This is a genomic window from Natrononativus sp. DTA114, assembly GCF_059736515.1.
In genome coordinates this window covers 998,839-1,019,104 of the sequence record NZ_JCASSN010000003.1, presented here as the reverse complement: position 1 = coordinate 1,019,104, position 20,266 = coordinate 998,839, and the positions used below count along the sequence as shown (strand labels likewise).

Sequence of the window (20,266 nt, the reverse complement as noted above, 5' to 3'; positions counted from 1 at the left end):
TGTCGCTACGTCGGCGTCTGCCGGTAGATCAGATTCCGCTGGACTTCGTTTACGCCCTCGTAGATCACCGGAATCCGCACGTCCCGGTAGACCCGGGCGACCCGTCGCTCGTCGAGGATCGACCGCCCGCCGTGGAACTGCATCGCCTGCTCGGCGACATCGGTCGCCGTTTCGGTCGCCTTGGTCTTCGTCATCGCCGCCCAGTAGCCGGCGTTCTCGCCCGCCTGGACCTTTTCGCAGGCTCGCCAGGCCAGCGTGCGCGCACTCTCGAACTCGGTGAGCATATCCGCCAGCCCGTGCTGGACGGCCTGGAACTCGTTTACCGTACGGCCGAACTCCTCGCGCTCGTGGGTGAACGACCAGGCCTCCTCGATGGCGGCGGCGGCGAGTCCGAGACCGTGACCCGAGACGACGATCCGGCCGTGATTGAAGAACTCCGCGAGCATCATGAAGCCGGCGCCCTCGTGGCCGATCAGGTTCTCTTCGGGGATTCGGCAGTCGTCGAACGTGATATGTGCCTGTTTCGAGGCGCGCATCGCCATCTTCTCGGGGATGTGTTCTGCCTCGTAACCGTCGGTGTCGGTGGGAACGATGAACATCGAGTGGTTTCCGTAGCGGTTGTCCTCGTTGTCCCCCGTCCGAGCGTACACCGTCACCCAGTCGGCCTCGACGCCGTTGCCGATCCAGTACTTCTCGCCGTTGAGGACGTACTCGTCGCCGTCCTTGTCCGCTCGAGTCTGCATTCCCGCCAGATCGCTGCCAGTCTCGGGTTCCGAGACGGCCAGCCCCGAGAGCTGATCGCCCTCCGCAACCGGGCGAACGAACTCCTCGCACTGCTCGTCGGAGCCGTACTCGTAGGTAATCTCACAGCCGAAGCTCGCGAGCTGGAGCGTCAGGGCGATACCCGCGTCCGCCCGGTAGAACTCCTCGGTGATCGCGAGTAGCTGTGGAAGATCCAGTCCCCGGCCGCCCCACTCCTCGGGGATGTCCTGTGCGACGAGACCGGCGTCCTGGCCGGCCTCGAGTATCTCCCAGGGGTACTCTCCTGACCGGAAGTATTCCTCCGCGTTCGGCTCGATGTGTTCGCTCGCGAACTCGCGGGCCTCGGCTTTCACCGCCCGGGCGTGCTCCGGGACGATGCTCTCCTCGAGCAGATCCATAGGCCATCCACGGTATCGACGGCCAAATACTCGAGGGAGGTGACAGTCCTCGGACCGATGTTCGGCCGACTGCGGCGGTCGGGACCGACTCACCTTGTCACCGGTAGAACCGGATCGACTGCCCGTGAATACTGACTCATCGTAGAATACTCTTCCCCGCGTCGCGCGCTGGGGCTTTCAGTTCTGATAACGTGACCCTCGGAACTATATGCCCCTGTGGCTAATCCGCGGGCATCGACGCCCTCCCCGCATAGCTATGACTGAGGATTTGGACTTCTACGACCTTCTCGACGTTCCTTCAGACGCCTCCCAGGACGACATCAAGCAGGCGTTTCGCGAACAGGTCCGGGTGTACCATCCCGACCTGAACGACGACGACCGCGCTCGAGCGCAGTTCACCGCACTCAAAAAGGCCTACGACATCCTCGGCGACCCCGTCGAGCGCCAGGCCTACGACCGGCTCGGTCACGCGAACTACGTCGCGAAACGCACCTCCGGGCTGCCCTCACCCGACGTCTGGCGGTCGTCGACCGACGACTCTTCGGAGACGGAGTCGGCCAACGACGCGTCGGAATCGACCGCAACTGCCGGAACGAGCGCGAGTGAGACGGCGTCGGCCAGCGCCGGCGGTGGGACCGCCTCGAGTGCGTACGGATCGGAGACAACCGGGACCACGAGCGGGTCGACCGCCCGGTCGGGAACCGGCGGCTCGGGGGCGACGACGTCGACGGCCAACACGTCGGCCACCGCGACCGGGAGCACCAGTGGCGCCAGCGCGGCCCGCACGCGACCGACCGCCGGCGGAGACGGCAACGCGTTCGTCCGCTGGTGGCAGCGACAGAACTTCGCGTGGCCGCTGATCTGGCTCTCGATTCTGACGTACGTCGCCGGACTCGTCCAGTTCGGCCTCGAGAACGCGGCCGCCCTCGAGGGGCTCGCCGGTGAGGTCACGGCCGTCGGTCCGGAGCCGGCCGCGCTGTGGGACCTGCTCTCGAGCGGTCGCTCCGGCGTCGACTCTCTCGTCGGCTTCCTTGCGGGCGTCGAACTCGTCGCGCCGCCGCTCGCTCCGATGGAGTGGTACGGCGTTCTCGCCGGGGTCGTCGCCCTTCCGGTGCTCTGTCTGCTGGCCGTTCGAGTCGGGTGGCGGGCAGATACCTGGGGGCCCGTCTCGATCGACGAAACGCTCGTCCTCGCGGTGGCGCTCGCCCTCTCGACGACCGCACTCGCCGGCCCGCTGCTCGCGGGTATCGTACTCATGCCGCTGCTGTTCGGCGTCGTCGTCCACCGCACTCGCCAGCTCCCCGGCTGGTCGCCGTCGTATCTCTACGTCTGTGCCGTCTTCGTGCCGTCACTGGCCCTTGCGGCTGGGGCCGCGGGCTACGCATCGCTCCCGGCGGATCTACTGGCGTTCGTCGTGATTCCCCTTGCGGGCGCGCTCGGACTGCCGCTTCGAGTGCAGATTCGAAAACGGTTCGGCCGTTAGCCGACCAGCGTTGCCACACCCTTCGTCTGGCGGTAGTCCGAGGCGAGAATCGACTCGAGGCGGTCGCGGATCGTCTCGCGGTCGCCCTCCTCCCACTCGCTCGGATCGCGAACTGGGACGACCATGAAGCCACGTCCGCGGATCTCGAGGGCGTGCAGCGTCGCCATATCGAGGTCGAAGCGATGTCGCTGCGTGGTGTACTCCTCGAGGACGTGGTCGGTCGCTCGCTGGCCGACGGGCAACAGGATGTGGGCGTTGATCGCCCGCAACTCGGCGTCGAAGTAGCGCTCGAGTTCGGCGTACTCTGCGGGAGTCGGCTCCCGCCCCGCAGGAAGCGTGCACATGTGGACGTAGCTGCAGAAGAGGTTCGTGAGCGCCGGGCTGTCGTCGGGGCCGCTGGCGAACTCGAGGTCGCGCGCGAGTTCCTGGATCGCCTCGCCGCTGTCGGTTTCGGTGAACGGGATTCCCGTCGTCTCGCCGCCGTGGACTCCCGGATGGTCGCCGATGAGGTGGAAGTCGGCGTTCGCGTCGCCGTAGCCGAAGACGGCAGGCACGCTGTCGGGATCGTTTCGTTCGAACGGAGGGCGCATGCCGAACGGGTTGCTCGAGCGGTCGGTAACGTTCTTCACGGTGGCTCAGAGGGGTTCTATCCCAATAATCGCCTCGGTCTTCTCGGTCGACACGGCTCAGTCGTTTCGGGCGGGCCCCGCCTGCAATAGCGTCACCGTCACCCGGCCGACCGCGTCGAAGTTCTTCAGCCGGTAGACCAGCCGCCGAACCCGTTCGGCGGAGCCCCGACAGAACACGGTCTCGAGACACCACTCGCCGTGGTGGACGTGACAAGTCGTGTCGATCTCGTCCTGGAACTCGTGCTGGACGGTGTGCAACTCCTCGATGATCTCGTCGTGGACGTAGTCGAAGACGACGGTCGCGACGACGGTTCCGGTTGCGGCCTCGAGTCGGTTGTGCGACTCGACGTACTCCTGGATCGCCTCGCGAAGCGCCCGCGACCGGGAGTCGAGCCCCTCCGCCTGCCAGACGGCGTCGAACTCCGCGAGCATCTCCTCGGGGACGTTGAGACTGGTTCGCATGGGGGTGCGTACGAACGGAAGCGAAAAAGCTCCCGCGGTCGTCACGCGGAGTCGGCGAACCGCTCGTAGCGCTCTTCGAACGTCGACCGGCAGGTCGGACAGCAGAAGTGGTACAGATCGCCGTCGATCCGGCTCGAGACGCCGTCCGCGTCGACCGGGTTCTCACACTCGGCACACGAGAGCGCGAGGTCCGGGGTGCCGACGGCGGGCGTCCACGTCCGATCCTCGAGCAGATGCACCCGATAGCGGCGAACGCGCTCGAGGTCGATAGTCTCCTCGAGCAGGCGTTTCGCGCGCCCCTGTCGAACGGTCGCGACGGCGAGCACGCGGTCGTCGGCCGTGGTGAAGACGTGCTCGACGGGGTCGGCGGCAGCCAGCCGTTCGGCGATGCCGTCGTCGCCGCCCGGCCGACACTCGAGATCCAGCAGAACGTCGATTCCGCCGGTAATCGCGGCGTGGTCGACGTCGACGGTAAACCCGTTGACGACACCGAGGTCGACGAGTCGGTCGACCCGGTCGGAGACCGTCGGGGCGGAGACGTCGACCCGGTCGGCGATCTCGCTGTACGGTCGCCTGGCGTCCTCGACCAGCAGGTGGAGGATCTCGAGGTCCGTCTCGTCCAGCGTTCGCATAGCCGACCGTTCGCCCCCTGAACGTTTATCGTTCGGGTTTTCGCGGCCCCGCTGTCGTCGTCAGCGACCGAGGCTGTGAAACTCCTCGTTGGGGCGCATATCGGCCAGCTGTGCCATCCGGTTCGAGAGGTTGAAGAACGCCGCCACGGAGCCGATATCCCAGATCGCCCGCCGGCTGAAGCCGTGGTCCTCGAGGTCTGCGAGATCGGCCTCCTCGACCGCCGCTTGGTTTTCCGTCAGTTTCACCGCGAGATCGAGCATCGCGCGGTGGCGGTCGCTGACGTCGGCGTTGCGGTAGTTCGCGACGAGCTGGTCCGCGAGTAGCGGATCGTCGCCGTAGATCCGGACGAGCGCGCCGTGGGCCACGTTACAGTAGTAACAGTCGTTGGCCCCGCTGACGGCGACGATGATCATCTCGATCTCTCGACGGGTGAGTTCGGTGTCCTCGACGAGCGCGTCGTAGTACTGGAAGAACGCCCGGAAGTGTGAGGGGCGGTAGGCGTAGGCCAGGAAGACGTTTGGCGTGAAGCCGGCGCGTTCGGTCTCCTCGTCGATGCGCTCTCTGAGGTCTTCGGGGAGCGACTCCGTCTCCGGCACCGGAAACCGCGTCATGGGATCGATGTCCGTCATGCGAACGACAACGATAGCAAGCACGATAACGTTCCGGCTGCCGGTCGCACCGGACGACCGCTCCGCCCGGCTGACGGTGGATTTATGCCACGCAGGTGCATGGCGTCCCCTGGATGTATCAGCTCGGCCATTACGGTGCGTCGCTGCTCGCGTACGCACCCCTCGGTGCCGCCGTCGCGTTTGCGGGCTACGAACTGGTCGCAGTCCTCGGCGCGCTCGTCTGTGTCTCGCTCTCGACGCTGCCGGACTGCGACCACCGGCTGCCGCTGATCGAGCACCGCGGCCCGACGCATACGCTCCTGTTCGCGGTTCTCGTCGGTGCCGGGGTGGCCGCCGCGGCTGCCGTGTTCGTCGGTAGCTCTCCGCCGTTGGCCGGCGTCGGCGTCGTCGGGTTCGCGTTCGTCGTCGGCACCCTCTCGATCGGCTCGCACCTGCTCGCCGACGCCCTCACCCCGATGGGGATCCGCCCGTTCTGGCCGCTCTCGAGCCGCCGGTACACGGTCGCGCTGACTCGAGCCGCGAACCCGATCGCGAACTACGTTCTGTTCGCACTCGGCGTCGGGGCGATTCTCCTCGTCGGTGTGATCGTCTTCGTTCTGTAAGCGCCGGGAAGCGGGCGGCGTGGGTCAGGCTGCGGTGTCGCCGGCGGTCCGAACGAGCCACGCTCCGACGACGAACGCTGCGAACAGGACGCCAGCGACCATCACGTACACGAGATCGAGCGCCGGCGAGAGCGTCATCACCGCTCGCCGGCCGAGAAAGAGCACGAGCAGCGCGAGGGCGGGCAGCGAGAGGAGCAGGCCGACCAGCAGCCGGTCCTCGAGTCGCCGATAGCCGACCATCGTGGCGACGATGACGGCGGCGAGCAGCCCGAGGGTGACGCCGTACTGGGTCGTCTGGATCGACGGCGAGTAGGCGGTGATGTCGGTGATGAACAGCGGGCTGAACGCGACGTGCAGCGGGATCATTATCGCCCCGACACCGAGCGCGAGTGTCACGTGGGACGTCCCCAATCGGGGTGCCCAGACGAGAACGGTCGCCACGACGAACAGCACGAAGATGAGCACCGCCGTCCAGAAGTGCAGCGAGAGGATCTCGATCTCGTAGGTGAGTACCGTCTCGCGGCCGAGGATCACCTGGATCGGCGTGAGGATCATCCCGGCGACGACCAGTCCGGTGACGCGGCGGTCGACACTCGAGGCGAGCGCCGCGGCCGCGGCGGTACCGACGATGGCGAACCCGGCGAACATCGCGACGAAGCGGTGGATCCACTCGTAGAAACTCGGCAGGTTCGCCGGGAACAGGTTGTACGGACCGGCGTCACACTGGGGCCAGTTGGCCTCGCAGGCCAGCCCCGACCCGGTCGCCCGCGCGGCGACGCCGAGCAGGATCGTCGCCGCAACGAGCACGAGCGTCAGGGTCAGGAGATGGCGGAAGTCGAACCGCCCGACCAGCGTCGATGACGAATCGGAGGTGTAGCTGTCGTACGACACGGGTATTCAGCGGGGGTTGGGAGCGACCGTACTTATCTTGCCCGTGTCGTCGGTCCCGCGACACCACCTCCGCCGGATTCAAGAACCCGCCCCGCCAGCGTCCCCTATGGAAAAACTCGAGCGACTCGAGGCCGCTCTCGAGGACGCCTCGCTGGACTCCGTCTGGTTCGCCCGGCCGAACGCGTTCGCCTGGCTCACCGGCGGCAGCAACGTCGTCGACCGCGAAACCGACGCCGGGGTCGCGGCCGTCGGCTACGACGGGACTGACGTGACGGTTCTGACGGATACGATCGAAGCCGACCGAATCGAGGAAGAAGAACTGCCGGACCTCGAGGGCGCCACGGTCGAGAACTACCCGTGGTACGACTCCTCACTCGCCGAGGCGCTCGCGGCATACGTAGACGGGCCGGCGGCAGCCGACATCGACGTACCGGGGTTCGAGCGCGTCGATCCGACGCCGCTGCGCCAGCCGCTGACCGAGACGGACCGCGAGCGCTACCGTCGCCTCTCCCGCCAGACCGCCGCGGCCGTCGAAGCGGTCTGTCGCGAACTTCAGCCCGGCGACCGCGAGCACGAGGTCGCCGCCGCGCTCTCGGTCGCGCTCACGGCCCGAAAGATCGAGGCACCGGTCGTCCTCGTCGGCGGCGCAGAGCGCGCCCAGCGCCACCGCCACTACACGCCGACCGACGCCGAACTCGGCGACTACGCGCTGGTGTCGGTGACGACCCAGCGCCACGGCCTCCACGCGAGCTGTTCCCGTACCGTCGCGTTCGACCCGCCCGAGTGGCTCGAGGAACGAACCGCTCTCGCGGCCCGCGTCGAGACGACGGCGCTGGCGGCGACCCGCGAGGCTGCCGCCGGCGGTGGGACGGCCGGCGACGTTTTCGGCGCGATCCAGGACGCCTACGACGCGGTCGGGTTCGACGGCGAGTGGCAACATCACCACCAGGGCGGTGCCGCGGGCTTTGCGGGGCGGGAGTGGATCGCGACCCCTGACCACGAGGCCCCCGTCGAAGCGCCGATGGCGTACGCCTGGAATCCGACGATTCAGGGCGCGAAAAGCGAGGATACGGTGCTCGTCGAGGACACCGAGGGGAGCGAGGCGTTCGAGATCCTCACGGAAACCGGCGACTGGCCCCTCGAGACGGCGCGTGCGGTCGGCTCCGACCTCGAACTCGAGCGGCCGGCGGTGCTCTCCCTCGAGTCGGAATAACCGTTCTCAGTCGGCCCGGGCTGCCGTCGGATGCCGCTGGTTCCCCTGGCAGTACGTTCTGTGCGCGGTTACGGAGCCGATCAAAATCAGTAGCGAACCGATAACGCTCCAGAGTGCCGCCCAGAGAAGCGGCGAGGCGCCGACGTGCAGCGACGCGCCGTGGACCAGCGCCAGCCACCCTGCGGCGAGACACACCCCGATCAGGAGCCCCATCAGCAGTTGCCGGCGGACGTGAACGATGGCGTCTGTTGACATATTCGGATAGGTAAGTTCGAGATACGAAAAAGCCATCGGTGGGGTGAAACGTTACAGCCTCACCGACGAAACCGCCCTGCACAGACGGCTCCTACTCCGGGCCGGTTTCGGGGTCGTCGTCGGTCTCGTCCTCGAGATCCTCATCGGACAGCGGGTCGCGGCCGGGCACGACGTCGGCCTCCTCGGGTTCGTCGTCGTCGACGGTGATCGTCACCGGTTCGACGCCGTCGTCTCCGAGTTCGTCGTCGTCGCGGTCGAACAGCCGGTCGAGGGTGAAGATCGTGTTGAGCTCGTGCTGGACCTGGTCGACGACGCCGCCGACGAGTTCGCTCGGCTGGATCGCGGTGTACTCGTAGGGGTTGTTGCCGGCGCCCTCGCTCGCCCGTTTCTCCCGGGCGACGCGCTCTTCGTCGTGGAGTTCGGCGAGCGCCTCGCGGACGGTGCTCGGATAGAGCCCCGTCCCCTGGGCGACTTCTTCGGAGGTACTTCCCGGATTGGCCAGCAGGTGAACGTAAATCTTCGCGCGCGTCTCAGTGTCGAGGATCCACGACAGCAGGTCGACGATCCGCTGATCGACTTCGTCGACTGCGGCATCCGTCCGCTGTCTCTCCCGGTCGGTCCGTCTCGAGCCGTCGTCGCTTACTGGATGCTCGTCAGTGTCGTCCGAAGCCATGTGCTCTCGTGTGAGAGGAAGATTTGTGCGATGTTAAACCTTTGTGGGTGCCCTCGAGGGTTCACTCGGCCCCGAGCAACAGCGACTCACAGAGGGCGTCGGCCCCCTCCTCCTCGAGCAGCCGGCGCTGGCGACTCGAACCGCTCTCGCGGTCGAACACCCCCCTGATGCCGTCGATTCCCAGCCGGTCGCACTCGCGGTCGACGATCTCGCCCAGTTCGACGGTCCCCTCGAGATCCCGGGCGATAAAGGAGGCGTCGTGGCCGTGGCGGATCGCACGCCACTTGTTCTCGTCGAGCAGTTCCCGCCGGTGCCGGTAGCCGATTGCGCCGTCCTCGTACTCCTCGGCGAGGGTGCTCACGAGCGCGTGGGTATACTCGACGAACGCGAGGACGACGTTGGGATCGGCCTGGCCGTCCGGAGTTCGGACCTCGACCGTTCCGTGGCCGGTGTGCGGACGGACGTCGTACCAGAGTTCGCCGCGGTCGTTGATCGCCTCGGACTCGAGCATTCGACGCTCGAAGGTGTCGAACGCCTCGTAGTCCTCGAAGCAGGTGGGCATGCCCGTGTTCGGCAGCGCCTCGAAGATCTTCGCACGGGCGGACTCGAGGCCGGTGTCGAACCCGTTCCAGTACGGCGAGTTCGCCGACAGCGCGAGCATGATCGGCACGTACCAGCGCAGTTCGTTGGCGATCCAGACCGCCTTGTCGGCGTCGTCGACGCCGACGTGGACGTGGACCCCAGCGGTCGTGTTCCGGTGTTGGGGGTACTGGATGCGCTCGAGTTGTGACCGATAGCGGTCCTTTTCGGCGTGTTCGAGTTCGCGCCACTTCGCGAGCGGGTGGAGTCCCGCGGCGGCGATCCTGAAGCCGTGGGCCTCGGCGTGGTCGACGAGCGCCTCGCGGACCTCGAGTAACGATTCGCGGGCGTCGCCGGGCCGCTCGATCAGCGGCGTCTGGGTTTCGATAACCGTCTTGAACAGTTCGTGGTCCAGGCGGTCCTCGAGGATCGCCGGCGGCTCGTGTTCGTAGACGAGTTCGTCGGTTCCACTCGTGGGTCGACCGTGCTCGTCGACGACGAAGCACTCCTCTTCGATACCCAGGGTTCCCATCTCCGTAAACGATTCCGGCGACCCGCGTTCCATCGCTCTCTCGTTTTCCCTCCGGAGATAAATACGGTTTGGAGTCGGCAGCGAACGGGAGCCACCGACACGCCGGTTTCCGGCGGAGCCCGGACCCCCGCCGATCCTCGCCGGCTGGCGTCCCGGATCGGGATTACTCGAACAGGTCGGTCGCGGCGTGTTCGTACGCGGGCGAGGCGGTCCGGATCGCGTTTCCCACGTGCTGGAGCTCCATTCCGAGGAGGACGACCACGTCGCTCAGCGAGACGATGCCGGCGAGCGCCCCGTCCTCGTCGACGACCGGAACCCGGTGAGCACCGGTCCGCGACAGCAGTTCGACGAGATCGTAGATCCCCGTGTCCGCGGTGACGGTGTCCAGGTCTTCCTCGAGCAGCTCCGCGACGGCGCGGGTTCCCGGGTCGGGTTCCTCGGAGAGGAGGACCATCGCGAGGTCCCGATCGGTGACGATTCCGCGCGGTTCGTCGTCCTCGGCGACGACGACGCTGCCGACGCTCTCGGTTCGCATAGTTTCGACGACCTCGGAAAGCGGCGTTTCGGGACCGACGGTCACCACGCGCGTCCGGGCGATGTCGATAACGGGCATACTGGCGGTACGAGCCGGAGGCCCTTGAGTGCGTCCGCTGGCCCAGCCCCGGTCCGGCTGCCGCGGAGTCCAAGCGGGTAAATACGTCGCGGAGCCAACCTCCAGACGAATGCACGGACGGCGATTAGCGACGACGGACGAGATCATCGCGGTCGTCAGCCCCGACAGCGAGGACGCGCTCGAGCGCCTCGAGCGGTGGACCGACGAGCGAGCGCTTCGGCTGGCCGTCGTCGACGTCGGCGAGGACATCAGCGACGTCTACGAGGAGAGCCGGCCGACCCTCGGCGTCACCATCGGCGGCGACGGCACGTTTCTCGAGGGGATTAAGACGTTCGCCCCGCGCGGAGTTCCGCTCCTGGGCGTGAACACCGGCACGCTCTCGTTTCTCGCGCGCGTCGAACCCGCCGACCTCGGGGACGCACTCGAGGAGGCCTTGCGCGGGCGAGCGGTCGTCGACAGCCGCCAGCAGCTCCACGTCAGCGCTCGCGGGGTCGACGCGACCGGGATCAACGACGTCACCCTCGAGCACGTGCTGCCGGAGAACCCGGTCGACCGCAAGATAACCCGCCTGCACGTCTTCGCGAACGACGAGTACGTCGGCGAGTTCGAGGGCTCCGGGCTCGCAGTGTCGACGCCGACCGGGTCGACCGGCCTCTCGTTGTCGGCGAACGGGCCGGTTCACTACCCAGTGAACAACCAGTCGCTCCAGCTCGTTCCGCTCCACACCCACCAGCTCGGGGTGCGCCCGGTCGTGATGGCACCCTCGACGGAGCTGCGGATCATCACGGGCGGCCGGGCGAGCCTGCTGGTCGACGGCGGCCGAGCGCACACGATCCTCCGCGAGAACGAGGAGGTGATCGTGACCGGCGCGGACCGCTACGCACACATCGTCCGGACCAGCTACGACGACCACTTCTTTACGGCGATCACGAAGAAACTCGGCTGGGACGTTCGAGACGGCGACGACGAGGGCCCCGACGTGAGCGCTTCGCCGGCGCCGTTCTCGCGGGAGATCGGCGACGAGGGTGAAGACGAGGACCTGATCGCAGACGCACTCACGCTGGCCGAGGAGGTCGCCCAGAGCGCCGGCGAACCGTTGCGAGAACTCCACGGCCGCGTCGAGTCGATCACCGTCAAGACCGACAAGGCCGACATCGTCACCGAGGCCGACCACCAGGCCAACCGGATCATCACGACCGCCATCGCGAACGAGTTCCCCGATCACGGCATCTTCTCGGAGGAGAGCGGTCGGATCGAGGCGGACAGCCCGTACACCTGGGTGATCGACCCCCTCGACGGGACGGGGAACTTCGCCCACGGGAACCCGAATTACGCGGTGTCGATCGCCCTCGTCGACGACGGGTACCCCGTCGTCGGCGTCGTCTACGTCCCCGAAACCGACGAACTGTTCAGCGCGGTTGCCGGCGGCGAAGCGACCGAGAACGGGACGCCGCTCGCGACGACTGACCGGGACCGGCTCGACGAGAGCATGCTCCTCTCGGGGTACGATCCGGACGGCTCCTTTCTCTCGAACTTCTACCAGGAGGCCCGGGGCGTCCGCCGACTTGGCTCCGCGGCGCTCAACCTCTGTTATCTCGCCAGCGGCAGCGCGGATGCTGTCTGGGAGTACGACACCTACCCCTGGGACGTCGCCGCGGGGCTGGTGATCGCTCGTGCGGCCGGGGCGCGGATCACCAACGCGGCGGGCGACCCGTTCACCTTCGACTTCGAAACGGGAAGTCGGAAGATGCTCCTCGGCTCGAACGGGCCGCTCCATCCGGTCCTCCTCGAGCACCTGGAGGACGGCGTCGTCGACATGTGAAAACGAGCGGTAGGCGATAGAACGGTGCCAGTATCCGACTGCCTACGAGAACGCGACGGGGTCGAGGGGCTACCCGCTCCACCTTCCCGTCACGCCCGATTCGACCGCGGAGAGATAGAGGAAGTACGCCAGGGCCGCGACGATCAGCGACACCGCCAGCACGGTGATCCCGACGAACCCCTCGAGCGCCGCTCCGGGATCGTTCCAGAGGTAGACGCTCCCCTCGATCGCGAACGCGGCGAGTCCGCCGTAAAAGAGCGCCAGAGCGGTGGCCCGGACCACCGCCATCCCGCCGCGCTCGCGGCTCTGAAACAGTTCGAGGACGAACAGGAGTGCGAACACCAGAAGGTAAAACGGACCGGGGATGGCCTGGCCGAGCGTCTGCGGACCGGTTACGGCGACGTAGCCGTAGTACCCGAGTGCGAGCAGCACGCCCCCGACCAGCGTGAGCGAAAGCCCGTAGCCGCTGGTGTCTTCGACGGTCGCCGGGACGAAGCCGTCGGTCGCGTCAGGACCACCCGGCCCGGTGCCCGATGGATTCGCTCGTCCGTCCGATCGGTCGATTTCGGAGTTCGAATCCGTCGTCGAACCGTCGGTATCCTCGTTGCCAGACATACCTGGCTGTTGTCCGTACAGCACAAGAAACGTTGGCACTGATATATCGACGACTCACAGTAACCCGTCCCCCGAATCGGTGAACGGCGGAACGGTACCGGGTTTTCCGCAAGCGACCGCTTTAGGCGGGTCGTGCGACGATTCCAAGGTGGTCGACGTGGTAGTCGTCGAGTCGACGGGTCTCGAGCACCTCGTACCCGCCATCGGCTTCGAGTTCCGCCCGAACCGCATCGAACACGTCCTCGGGGTCGCGGGTGACGTCTTCGCTGCGGGCTTTCACCGCGAGCAGCAGGCGGCCGTCGTCGGCGAGAAACCGGCGGTTCTCGAGGGCGACTCTCGCCTGGCCGCGGGTCGCGACGTCCTGAACGATGACGTCGACGCCGGACTCGACGACGTGGGCGTAGGTTTCGGGTTTGCGGGCGTCCTTCAGCAGCGGGAACAACTGCGGGCGCGGTTCGGCCGCAGAGAGCAGGTCCCGTGCGGGCCGAGGGGCGAACTCCACCGCGTAGGTCGGCCCCGCGAAGTCGGCGACGTGGCTCACCGTCGTTCCGCTCGCCGCGCCGAGGTAGAGCACCGTCTCGTCGCCCTCGAGTCCCGTCTCCATCTCCGACTCGAGCATCGCGCCGAGTTTCGAGCGGTGCGGGTTCCAGGCGCGCCACTCACCATCGGTCGGTTCGCCGTACACCGGCTCTCCCCGGGTGGCGAGACGCTCTGTCCCGTCGATCTCGCGGCGTTCGACCCCCGCGGGGAGGTCACTCATCGTCGTCACCTCCCGAATCCGCGGTGGCCCGTGCCTGGATCGTCTCGAGGCGTTCGGCGAGTTCAGCCTCGAGTTCCGGTCGCAGTTCTCCCGAGTAGTGATCGACCCGAGCGGCGATGGCGAGTTTGCCGGCGACGGCGCGGGCCGCCGAGCCGCGGTCCTCGGGGCGGGTGCCGCGGACGCCGTCGTGAGTGTAAATGATCCCGTGTTTGGGCGAGGGAGCGTGGCCCTCGAGGTGGGCGAACAGCGCGTCCTCTGCACCGAGGACCTGGACCGTGCCGCTTGGTTTCTTGGCGAGGGACTCGAGGCCGCCGGCAAGCGAGATGAGCCGCGCGGCGAGCACGGGGCCGGCGAGCGCCGAGAGGTTCGGCGCGACGGTCGGCGTCCGCGTTTCGACGAACTCCCGGAGGTCGTCGGCCTCGTCGGCGAGGTCCGCGACGCGCCCTGCGAGCGAGTGAATCGGCTTCTGGCCGGGGGCGGGTTCTCGACCAGCCAGTTCGCGCGCGTACGAGACGCCGGTTCCGGCCTCCTCGTCGACGGTTCCGGCCCATTCGGCGAGGCGTTCGGCGAGCTCGTTCGCGGTCCGCCCGCAGTCGTCCATCGCGCGAACGGCGTGGACTAACTGGCGGTCGTCTGCCCGCTCACGGTCGGTGACTGCGCCTCGAGTCGCGGCCATCGACGCCTCGTGGAGCGCGTCGTAGTAGGCGTCCTCGTCGGCCGAAAAGCCGGCCTCGACGGCGATCTCGGGCCACGCTCGAGGGGTTTCGGCGGTGCCCTCACGAATCCTGTCGGTGAGTTCGTCGGTCGCCCCGGCGTCGATGGGGTCGCCGTCGTCGGCGAACCATCCATCGGTGTCTGTCATACCGTCTCCTTTCTCGCCGCGGCGATTAAACGCCCCGCTCTGAACTGGTCGAGCGGGTTGGGACTGGTACCGACTCGAGGGGGTTGTCGACGTCCACCATATCGGACACTGGTCGAACCGGTGACAATACGTTTTCCCCGCAGCTGTGTATCACCGCGCCCGAGAACTCATTATTCGCCGGCGGCTACGTTCGGTATGGATATCGGCGTCACCGTCGGAGACTCGAGCGAGCGACTCGAAGCGACCGGTACCGACTTCGACTTCGTGGAGTTCGGGCTCAGCGAAGGGGTCGATCCCGTGACTGATATCGACGACGACCACCTCCGAGAGGCGCTCGACGCCACCGCGACGGATCTCTGCGTCCACCTCCCGTTCAAACAGGTGGCGGTCACGCCGGTTCCCGAGATCAACGACGCTATCGTCGCCCATCAGACGCGCCTGCTCGAGTGGGCCGGCAGCGTCGGCGCCGAGAAGGCGGTCCTCCACGGTACGGCCCGCAACCCCCACGAGACGGACCTCCGTCCGGCGTTCGCCGAGCAGGTGCGCGCGATCGACGAGGCCGGCGAGGCGGCGGGCGTCGAGGTCGTCCTCGAGAACGTCGGCCACCAGAAGCACGGCTTCCCCCTTTCCGTCCTGGGTGACATCGCGGGCGAGACGGAGACGGCGGTCTGCTTCGACGTCGGCCACGCCTACATGGAGGACGGCAACGACGGCGTCGAGCGGTTCCTGCGGGGATACGCCGACCTGATCTCGCACCTCCACGTCCACGACGCCCGTAGCCGCGGCGACACTCACATCCCGATCGGCGCCGGCGAAATCGACTACTCCCCCCTCACGGATCGGCTCGAGGGGTTCGACGGCACCGTCGCCGTGGAGGTGTTCACCGACGACGTGGCGCTCCTGACCGATACCGCCGGTCGCGTGACCGACGTTCTCGGCGAGTCGGGCTGACCCGGCCCGCCCGCAACCGTCGTCAGCGCCACCAGACGCCACTGTGTCGAGTGTAGACGCCGGGTACCGGGTTCGTGCGGCCCGTATTGGGGCTATTCGCTCGTGGTTGCGGGCGCGTTCGGATCGTCACTAACGACCGATCTGCCGGGGAGTTCCGGGTTCGGTTCTCGACCCAGCGTGAGAAGGCGCTCGGTGCGCGTGATCTCCTCGACAGTGGGACTTCGTTTCTCGATCTCCTCGTACTCGACCGCCACACCGTCGGTAGCAGCGCTGATCCGGACGACACAGAGCTGATACGACGGGTAGAACACGGGCGGGAGCACGCCGGCGACGACGTCGCGCCGGTGGAGACGCTTCAGCCACGTCCCGGTGTTGACGAGCAGCCTGTCGTCGACCTCGAGCACACCCGGCCGGTGCGTGTGGCCGTAACAGAAAACCGCCGTCTCGGGGTGGTCGTCGAAGATCTCGCGAGCGGCCGCCACGTACGGCTCGTTCGGATCGACCGTGAGATCCGTCTCGAGCACGCCGAACCGAGCGGCGGTTTCTTCCAGATCACGGAGGATGAGATAGACGGGGATGCCGGCCAGCAGGAGGACGCCGGCGACCGCAGCGGTGACGACGAGCAGGAAGTGGACCGCTTCCCCGACCAGCCCCAACCGGGCGAGCGCCGCATCGGCCGTTTCGACCGGCATCGTCCAGACGCCAGCGATGTCCAGCCCGGCCAACACGGCCAGGACGACACTCCCGTTGAACACCAGCAAGAACGGGAGTAGGGCGTACCGCAGGAGCGGGTTCATCTCCCGGTAGAAGTACTTCGAGAGCAGCCACCGAGGCACCCGTTCGGTCGGGGTGACCGCCTGGACGTCCTTCAGCCAGTTGTACCGCCCCCGGTCCGAAAGTCGGCCCGCCCGGCTCGTCACGAGCGTGTTGTAGTGGTAGCCGAGCGGCGTCTCGTACGGGTTTCCGACGTCCTCGAACCGGTTGTTGGGGTCGCGCTGGTGGCCGTGTTCGAAGTGAACGGTTCGATCGCCGACCGGTCGCGTGATTGATCTGTCGTTGACGAGATCGACGTTATACCGGGCCAATCGCTCGCGGTACTCGTTGTAGGCCGTGAGTTCGTTGTCGTGGTTGCCGGGCAACAGCGTGATCGGTATTGCCTCGCCCGTCGCACGCAGCTGTGCGAACAGTTCGGGGTAGCGCTCGGTCAGGACGTCGAGCTTTGCCATCCCGTCCACTTCGGTGAACTCCCACAGGCCGTACAGGTCCCCGTTGATGATCAGCTCCGCGCTCTCGTCGGTCGTCTCGAGGCGCTCGAGGAAACCGAGCAGTTCCTCGAGAAAGTCGATCTCACCTAGCTGTTCGTCGCCGCCGATGTGGAGGTCACTGATCACGTAGTAGATCGGATCGGCGGTATCGGTCATCGTGTCAGCCGTTCACCGCCGAGAGCTATAGTGGGTTAACCTGTCGCTGAGAAGGTACGCGCCTGCCTGCTCCGTTACGGATTTTACGGGTGTATGGCTCACGAGGTCGACAAAGCCCGGGTTACGATACCAGCCGAACAGCGTCGCGGTCGGGTCGCGACAAAAAATCGCGTCGGGGGATTACGCGTCGGGAACTAGACGCCGAAGGTCGCCCGCAGCATGTCCCGCGTGCCGGGACCGAGGCCGACGGCGACGACGGTGATCATCAGCAGGGTCGCGTAGCGCGGGCTCTCGTCGAAGACGGTTTCGTCGAAGATCCAGATGACGAGCACTGCGGCGGCGACCTTGACCAGCAAGAACGGCCAGGCGGCGCCGGTCACCTCGACGACCGACGCGGGGAGCAGGGAGCCGGTGTAGTTCACGATGGCCTCGTTGATCGGGTGTTTCGGGGAGAGGTTGTAGCCCGGCCCGAGTCGGTAGGCCCAGTCGAGGCCGATCACGTTCGCGACGCCGTCGACCGCGTGGGCCCAGATGACGACCAGTCCCATATACTCGGTCCCGCGGTTGATCTCCGGCGCGAACGCCCGAATCGCGTACCAGGTGATCGCGGTAACGACGGTCGCTCCGACGAGCGTGATGATGAGGATCCACTCGTGGAACTCCGCATACGGCTCGGTCGCAGCGAGGTAGCCCAGGTAGCCGACCGTGACCGCGAGGGCGAACGCGCCGATCCCGGCGAGCGGGTACTCGTAGCCGCTGACGTAGTCGTTTCGCTCGAGCCAGATCGCGATCAACAGCGCGACGAGCGTGACGAGGAAGACGGTGACGTAGATGAACGGGCTGATGAGCGCCGCCACGTACGGCAGTTGCATCACCATCTCGCCGCTCTCTCTGGCGGCGGCGACGTTCGCGTCCTCGACGACCCGGAGCGCCCCGCCGAACAGCATGAACGGGAACAGCGCGTAAAAGCCCGCCCGGTAGCGCTGAATGTCGAGGCGGCGAATGAACAGGATGATACCGGTGAGCAGCAGGATCAGGATCGGGATGTAGCCGGCGTAGGACTGCCACGTGTAGCCCGGTGACGCGGTTGGACCGTCGCCCGCCCCGGCCTCGTTGCACGGAATTTCGGCGCCGCCGGCCCACGCCACACAGCTCAGTCCCCGTGCGTCGGCGACGACCGGTCCCCAGTAGTAGTGCCAGATGACATCGACGTACACCTGCTGGTGGAACGCCAGCGCGGCGAACGCGATCACGAGCGCGACGACGCCGGTGAGGGCGGCCCACGCCCGTACCGGACCGACGCGGTCGATGTACTCTTCCATACAGGATACCCTGCGACGGGGACCGCTTACCGCTTCCGGTTTCCTGTACCGTTCGCCCACGAGCGCGGGCCGGCCGGAACCAACACCTTAGACCGGGAGTTCGTCGCTGTCGTAGGTCGTTCCGAGGATTACCATCGTCTGCGAGCGGGCGAAGCCGTCCATGCGAGCGATCCGGTCGAACATCAGCTCGCGCAGTCCGTCGGCGTCGTCGGCGTAGACGCGCATCATTACGTCCCACTCGCCGGTCGTCAGGTGAACCTGCTGGACACCCTCGATGTCCGTCAGCCGCTCCAATGTGTCCTGTTCACGGCCCTGTTCGACGCGGAGACCGACCAGCGCGGAGATCCCGAGCCCGATCGCCTTCGGCTCGACGCGAGCGTGGTAGCCCTCGATGACGCCCGCGTCTTCCATCCGGCTGACCCGGTCGTGGACCGTCGCACTCGACATGTCGATCTGGCGGGCGATTTCGCTAAACGGCGTGCGGGCGTTTCGCTGGAGAATCCGGAGAATCGCCCGGTCGGTGTCATCGAGTTCCATACCACCTTCGGCGAACGCACCGGTAAAAATACTTCTGACGCGTCGGTCGCTTCCGGGTCGGGCTACCGTTCGATCTCGCGAGCCGCCTCGAGCACGTGCTCGTGAACCGCGCCGTTTGAGGCGACCAGCCCGCGGCTGTCGTGTCGCCAGCGCTCGCCCTCGAGGTCCGTGACGGTGCCGCCGGCCTCGCGAATCAGGTGAACCCCCGCAACGGTGTCCCATGGGTTCGCCGCGACGTTGGTGAGCACGCCGTCGAGCGCCCCGGAGGCGACCATCGCGAGCACCGCCTGGGCGCAGCCGAACCGACGCATGTCCGCGAACCGCTCGACGATCGCCCTGCTGGCCGCGGCGTACTGGTCGCGGTCGTCGTACCCCCACCAGATCGTCGGGCAGACGGTGCACAGTTCCGGGTCCGCTCGCTCGCTCACTGTGATCGGGTCGCCGTTCAGCGTGACACCGTCCGGCCCGGACCGGTAGCTGTCGCCGAGCGCGGGCAGCACCGTCGCCGCCCCGACCGGCTCGCCGTCGGTCACCGCCGCGACGGCGGTTCCGAAGACCCGAATGCCGCGAACGAAGTTGTTCGTGCCGTCGATCGGATCGACGATCCAGGCCGGTCCCTCATCGGGAACCGCCTTCAGTTCGTCGTCCTCCTCGCCGACGATCGGGTCGTCGGGATACTGCTCGCGGATCGCTTCGATCACGGCCGCCTGGGCGTCGCGGTCGGCCTGGGTAACGACGTCCGTCTTCCCGTTTTTCGTCTCGACTGCGATTCCGGACCGGAACGCCTCCTCGGCGACGGCCGCACCGGCGTTAGCCGCCCGCTCGGCGAGGTTCGCGCGTCGCTGTGCGGACTCGAGTTCGGTCATACGCGTTCTGATAGTCGGGCGAGCAAAGAGGTGGCGGTTTCAGTCGTAGCCGCGCCGCTGTCAGTGTGTCGACCTCGAGAATGTTGCGAGGGAAGATCTCTACCGCAGGACCTTCCGCATCTGTATCGGTGCTTTCGCACCGCATGCGATGCGAGGGGAGGGAATCGAACCACCTCCGAGAACCTGCGCGTTGCGCAGAACCCCGGCGTCATTCGATCCCTCCGGCATCTCACTCGGCGCGTGTGTGCGCCTCGTTTCGATGCGAGGGGAGGGAATCGAACCCACGAACTCCTACGAGAGCGGATCTTGAGTCCGCCGCCGTTGGCCGCTTGGCTACCCTCGCACCTGGTACTTTGTCTGCGGGCGCTACCCGCAGTCGTACCCTATAGCCGGCGAATATATACCACCTGCGGTGTCAGACAGGTGGCCCACTCGAGCCCGCCGCTCGAAAACAAAACAGTCTACTCACCGGTACGCGAGCAGACGACTGTGACCGAACGCACGGAGCCAACCGGACCACGCGTGGTGATCGGCCTCGTCGCCGGAATCGTCGCTGTCACGGCGGCCCTGGGTGCCGTCCTGGGCGCGGTTATCCCCGACCAGACCGGCCTCGAGGAGGTCACGGTCCTCGAGATCACGTTTACGGTCTCCCCGGTTTCCTTCGCGCTCTACGGCGCGGTGACCGTCGGAACCTTTCTGCTCACGGCGCTCTTCGTCGTCTGGATCGTCGGGCAGTTCGACGAAAACGCGGTGTAG

At 67.0% G+C, this 20,266-nt stretch carries 23 protein-coding genes and 1 tRNA gene; 6 read left to right on the top strand and 18 right to left on the bottom strand.

All coding sequences use genetic code 11. From position 1 onward, the window contains the following. Positions 1-5: 5 nt before the first annotated feature. Positions 6-1,160: an acyl-CoA dehydrogenase family protein gene (locus tag AC6I6S_RS15485; RefSeq protein ID WP_497951378.1), complete on the bottom strand. Its 1,155-nt coding sequence runs from the start codon at positions 1,158-1,160 to the stop codon at positions 6-8. A gap of 256 nt (positions 1,161-1,416) precedes the next feature. On the opposite strand from AC6I6S_RS15485, the gene AC6I6S_RS15480 reads away from it, so the two are divergent. Then, positions 1,417-2,643: a J domain-containing protein gene (locus AC6I6S_RS15480; RefSeq protein WP_497951377.1), complete on the top strand. Its 1,227-nt coding sequence runs from the start codon at positions 1,417-1,419 to the stop codon at positions 2,641-2,643. Here the strand turns inward: AC6I6S_RS15480 and AC6I6S_RS15475 are convergent. Genes AC6I6S_RS15475 through AC6I6S_RS15460 form a run of 4 tightly spaced genes read right to left on the bottom strand, consistent with a single transcriptional unit; the run spans position 2,640 to position 4,996 of the window. Then, on the bottom strand, positions 2,640-3,272 hold the full coding sequence (locus tag AC6I6S_RS15475) for a uracil-DNA glycosylase family protein (RefSeq protein WP_497951375.1): 633 nt from the start codon (positions 3,270-3,272) through the stop codon (positions 2,640-2,642). The two genes, AC6I6S_RS15480 and AC6I6S_RS15475, sit on opposite strands and share 4 nt — an antisense overlap. Positions 3,273-3,329: 57 nt before the next feature. Beyond that, positions 3,330-3,734, bottom strand: coding sequence for a CopG family ribbon-helix-helix protein (locus tag AC6I6S_RS15470; RefSeq protein ID WP_497951373.1), 405 nt, complete (start codon positions 3,732-3,734; stop codon positions 3,330-3,332). Positions 3,735-3,775: 41 nt separating this feature from the next. Then, the gene (locus tag AC6I6S_RS15465; protein ID WP_497951371.1) at positions 3,776-4,366 is read right to left on the bottom strand and encodes an AsnC family transcriptional regulator; all 591 of its coding nucleotides are present in this window, start codon (positions 4,364-4,366) and stop codon (positions 3,776-3,778) included. A gap of 60 nt (positions 4,367-4,426) precedes the next feature. Beyond that, a complete protein-coding gene (locus AC6I6S_RS15460) occupies positions 4,427-4,996 on the bottom strand; it encodes a peroxidase-related enzyme (protein ID WP_497951370.1) in 570 nt (189 codons plus the stop codon). 113 nt (positions 4,997-5,109) lie between these two features. Between AC6I6S_RS15460 and AC6I6S_RS15455 the strand changes: the two genes are divergently transcribed. Next, complete coding sequence (locus AC6I6S_RS15455) at positions 5,110-5,598, top strand: metal-dependent hydrolase (RefSeq protein ID WP_497951368.1); 489 nt, start codon at positions 5,110-5,112, stop codon at positions 5,596-5,598. Positions 5,599-5,622: 24 nt separating this feature from the next. Here the strand turns inward: AC6I6S_RS15455 and AC6I6S_RS15450 are convergent, their stop codons facing one another. Then, entirely contained in the window at positions 5,623-6,489 is an 867-nt protein-coding gene (locus AC6I6S_RS15450) for a COX15/CtaA family protein (RefSeq protein WP_497951367.1), read from the bottom strand. A gap of 106 nt (positions 6,490-6,595) precedes the next feature. Between AC6I6S_RS15450 and AC6I6S_RS15445 the strand changes: the two genes are divergently transcribed. Next, entirely contained in the window at positions 6,596-7,702 is a 1,107-nt protein-coding gene (locus AC6I6S_RS15445; RefSeq protein WP_497951365.1) for a M24 family metallopeptidase, read from the top strand. Positions 7,703-7,708: 6 nt separating this feature from the next. On the opposite strand, the gene AC6I6S_RS15440 is transcribed toward AC6I6S_RS15445, so the two are convergent. The 4 genes from AC6I6S_RS15440 to AC6I6S_RS15425 form a co-directional block, all read right to left on the bottom strand. Further along, positions 7,709-7,957: a hypothetical protein gene (locus AC6I6S_RS15440; RefSeq protein WP_497951364.1), complete on the bottom strand. Its 249-nt coding sequence runs from the start codon at positions 7,955-7,957 to the stop codon at positions 7,709-7,711. Positions 7,958-8,048: 91 nt separating this feature from the next. Then, positions 8,049-8,630, bottom strand: a complete 582-nt coding sequence (locus AC6I6S_RS15435) for a helix-turn-helix domain-containing protein (RefSeq protein ID WP_497951363.1) — start codon at positions 8,628-8,630, stop codon at positions 8,049-8,051. A 61-nt stretch (positions 8,631-8,691) separates the two neighbouring features. Next, positions 8,692-9,774 (bottom strand): glutamate--cysteine ligase, encoded by a 1,083-nt coding sequence (locus tag AC6I6S_RS15430; RefSeq protein ID WP_497951361.1) that lies wholly within the window; start codon positions 9,772-9,774, stop codon positions 8,692-8,694. A gap of 130 nt (positions 9,775-9,904) precedes the next feature. Continuing rightward, positions 9,905-10,354, bottom strand: a complete 450-nt coding sequence (locus AC6I6S_RS15425; protein WP_497951359.1) for a CBS domain-containing protein — start codon at positions 10,352-10,354, stop codon at positions 9,905-9,907. A 109-nt stretch (positions 10,355-10,463) separates the two neighbouring features. On the opposite strand from AC6I6S_RS15425, the gene AC6I6S_RS15420 reads away from it, so the two are divergent. Then, entirely contained in the window at positions 10,464-12,176 is a 1,713-nt protein-coding gene (locus AC6I6S_RS15420; RefSeq protein WP_497951358.1) for an inositol monophosphatase family protein, read from the top strand. 69 nt (positions 12,177-12,245) lie between these two features. On the opposite strand, the gene AC6I6S_RS15415 is transcribed toward AC6I6S_RS15420, so the two are convergent. The 3 genes from AC6I6S_RS15415 to AC6I6S_RS15405 form a co-directional block, all read right to left on the bottom strand. Then, positions 12,246-12,791 carry a hypothetical protein gene (locus tag AC6I6S_RS15415; RefSeq protein WP_497951357.1) on the bottom strand — a complete coding sequence of 182 codons (546 nt, stop codon included), beginning with the start codon at positions 12,789-12,791 and terminating at the stop codon, positions 12,246-12,248. Positions 12,792-12,912: 121 nt separating this feature from the next. Next, positions 12,913-13,551: a fibrillarin-like rRNA/tRNA 2'-O-methyltransferase gene (locus AC6I6S_RS15410; protein WP_497951355.1), complete on the bottom strand. Its 639-nt coding sequence runs from the start codon at positions 13,549-13,551 to the stop codon at positions 12,913-12,915. Beyond that, positions 13,544-14,413 carry an NOP5/NOP56 family protein gene (locus AC6I6S_RS15405; protein WP_497951354.1) on the bottom strand — a complete coding sequence of 290 codons (870 nt, stop codon included), beginning with the start codon at positions 14,411-14,413 and terminating at the stop codon, positions 13,544-13,546. The genes AC6I6S_RS15410 and AC6I6S_RS15405 overlap by 8 nt, the downstream gene beginning before the upstream one ends. A gap of 195 nt (positions 14,414-14,608) precedes the next feature. Between AC6I6S_RS15405 and AC6I6S_RS15400 the strand changes: the two genes are divergently transcribed. After that, entirely contained in the window at positions 14,609-15,364 is a 756-nt protein-coding gene (locus tag AC6I6S_RS15400) for a sugar phosphate isomerase/epimerase family protein (protein WP_497951353.1), read from the top strand. A 92-nt stretch (positions 15,365-15,456) separates the two neighbouring features. Here AC6I6S_RS15400 and AC6I6S_RS15395 read toward each other — a convergent pair whose 3' ends face one another. From AC6I6S_RS15395 to AC6I6S_RS15375, 5 genes are all read right to left on the bottom strand, one after another. Next, positions 15,457-16,785, bottom strand: a complete 1,329-nt coding sequence (locus AC6I6S_RS15395; RefSeq protein ID WP_497951351.1) for a metallophosphoesterase — start codon at positions 16,783-16,785, stop codon at positions 15,457-15,459. Positions 16,786-16,979: 194 nt separating this feature from the next. After that, on the bottom strand, positions 16,980-18,107 hold the full coding sequence (locus tag AC6I6S_RS15390; RefSeq protein ID WP_497951349.1) for a DUF63 family protein: 1,128 nt from the start codon (positions 18,105-18,107) through the stop codon (positions 16,980-16,982). Between the two features lie 87 nt (positions 18,108-18,194). Next, positions 18,195-18,644, bottom strand: a complete 450-nt coding sequence (locus tag AC6I6S_RS15385) for an Lrp/AsnC family transcriptional regulator (protein WP_497951347.1) — start codon at positions 18,642-18,644, stop codon at positions 18,195-18,197. Between the two features lie 62 nt (positions 18,645-18,706). After that, on the bottom strand, positions 18,707-19,510 hold the full coding sequence (locus tag AC6I6S_RS15380; protein WP_497951345.1) for an inositol monophosphatase family protein: 804 nt from the start codon (positions 19,508-19,510) through the stop codon (positions 18,707-18,709). 260 nt (positions 19,511-19,770) lie between these two features. Further along, a tRNA-Leu gene (locus AC6I6S_RS15375) sits at positions 19,771-19,853 on the bottom strand. Positions 19,854-19,999: 146 nt separating this feature from the next. On the opposite strand from AC6I6S_RS15375, the gene AC6I6S_RS15370 reads away from it, so the two are divergent. Then, complete coding sequence (locus tag AC6I6S_RS15370) at positions 20,000-20,266, top strand: DUF7520 family protein (protein WP_497951343.1); 267 nt, start codon at positions 20,000-20,002, stop codon at positions 20,264-20,266.

Coding starts and splice junctions, on each gene's coding strand:
- AC6I6S_RS15485 (WP_497951378.1), bottom strand. CDS start 1,160: ATGGATCTGCTCGAGGAGAGCATCGTCCCGGAGCACGCCCGGGCGGTG.
- AC6I6S_RS15480 (WP_497951377.1), top strand. CDS start 1,417: ATGACTGAGGATTTGGACTTCTACGACCTTCTCGACGTTCCTTCAGAC.
- AC6I6S_RS15470 (WP_497951373.1), bottom strand. CDS start 3,734: ATGCGAACCAGTCTCAACGTCCCCGAGGAGATGCTCGCGGAGTTCGAC.
- AC6I6S_RS15465 (WP_497951371.1), bottom strand. CDS start 4,366: ATGCGAACGCTGGACGAGACGGACCTCGAGATCCTCCACCTGCTGGTC.
- AC6I6S_RS15460 (WP_497951370.1), bottom strand. CDS start 4,996: ATGACGGACATCGATCCCATGACGCGGTTTCCGGTGCCGGAGACGGAG.
- AC6I6S_RS15455 (WP_497951368.1), top strand. CDS start 5,110: ATGTATCAGCTCGGCCATTACGGTGCGTCGCTGCTCGCGTACGCACCC.
- AC6I6S_RS15445 (WP_497951365.1), top strand. CDS start 6,596: ATGGAAAAACTCGAGCGACTCGAGGCCGCTCTCGAGGACGCCTCGCTG.
- AC6I6S_RS15440 (WP_497951364.1), bottom strand. CDS start 7,957: ATGTCAACAGACGCCATCGTTCACGTCCGCCGGCAACTGCTGATGGGG.
- AC6I6S_RS15435 (WP_497951363.1), bottom strand. CDS start 8,630: ATGGCTTCGGACGACACTGACGAGCATCCAGTAAGCGACGACGGCTCG.
- AC6I6S_RS15430 (WP_497951361.1), bottom strand. CDS start 9,774: ATGGAACGCGGGTCGCCGGAATCGTTTACGGAGATGGGAACCCTGGGT.
- AC6I6S_RS15425 (WP_497951359.1), bottom strand. CDS start 10,354: ATGCCCGTTATCGACATCGCCCGGACGCGCGTGGTGACCGTCGGTCCC.
- AC6I6S_RS15420 (WP_497951358.1), top strand. CDS start 10,464: ATGCACGGACGGCGATTAGCGACGACGGACGAGATCATCGCGGTCGTC.
- AC6I6S_RS15415 (WP_497951357.1), bottom strand. CDS start 12,791: ATGTCTGGCAACGAGGATACCGACGGTTCGACGACGGATTCGAACTCC.
- AC6I6S_RS15410 (WP_497951355.1), bottom strand. CDS start 13,551: ATGAGTGACCTCCCCGCGGGGGTCGAACGCCGCGAGATCGACGGGACA.
- AC6I6S_RS15405 (WP_497951354.1), bottom strand. CDS start 14,413: ATGACAGACACCGATGGATGGTTCGCCGACGACGGCGACCCCATCGAC.
- AC6I6S_RS15400 (WP_497951353.1), top strand. CDS start 14,609: ATGGATATCGGCGTCACCGTCGGAGACTCGAGCGAGCGACTCGAAGCG.
- AC6I6S_RS15395 (WP_497951351.1), bottom strand. CDS start 16,785: ATGACCGATACCGCCGATCCGATCTACTACGTGATCAGTGACCTCCAC.
- AC6I6S_RS15390 (WP_497951349.1), bottom strand. CDS start 18,107: ATGGAAGAGTACATCGACCGCGTCGGTCCGGTACGGGCGTGGGCCGCC.
- AC6I6S_RS15385 (WP_497951347.1), bottom strand. CDS start 18,644: ATGGAACTCGATGACACCGACCGGGCGATTCTCCGGATTCTCCAGCGA.
- AC6I6S_RS15380 (WP_497951345.1), bottom strand. CDS start 19,510: ATGACCGAACTCGAGTCCGCACAGCGACGCGCGAACCTCGCCGAGCGG.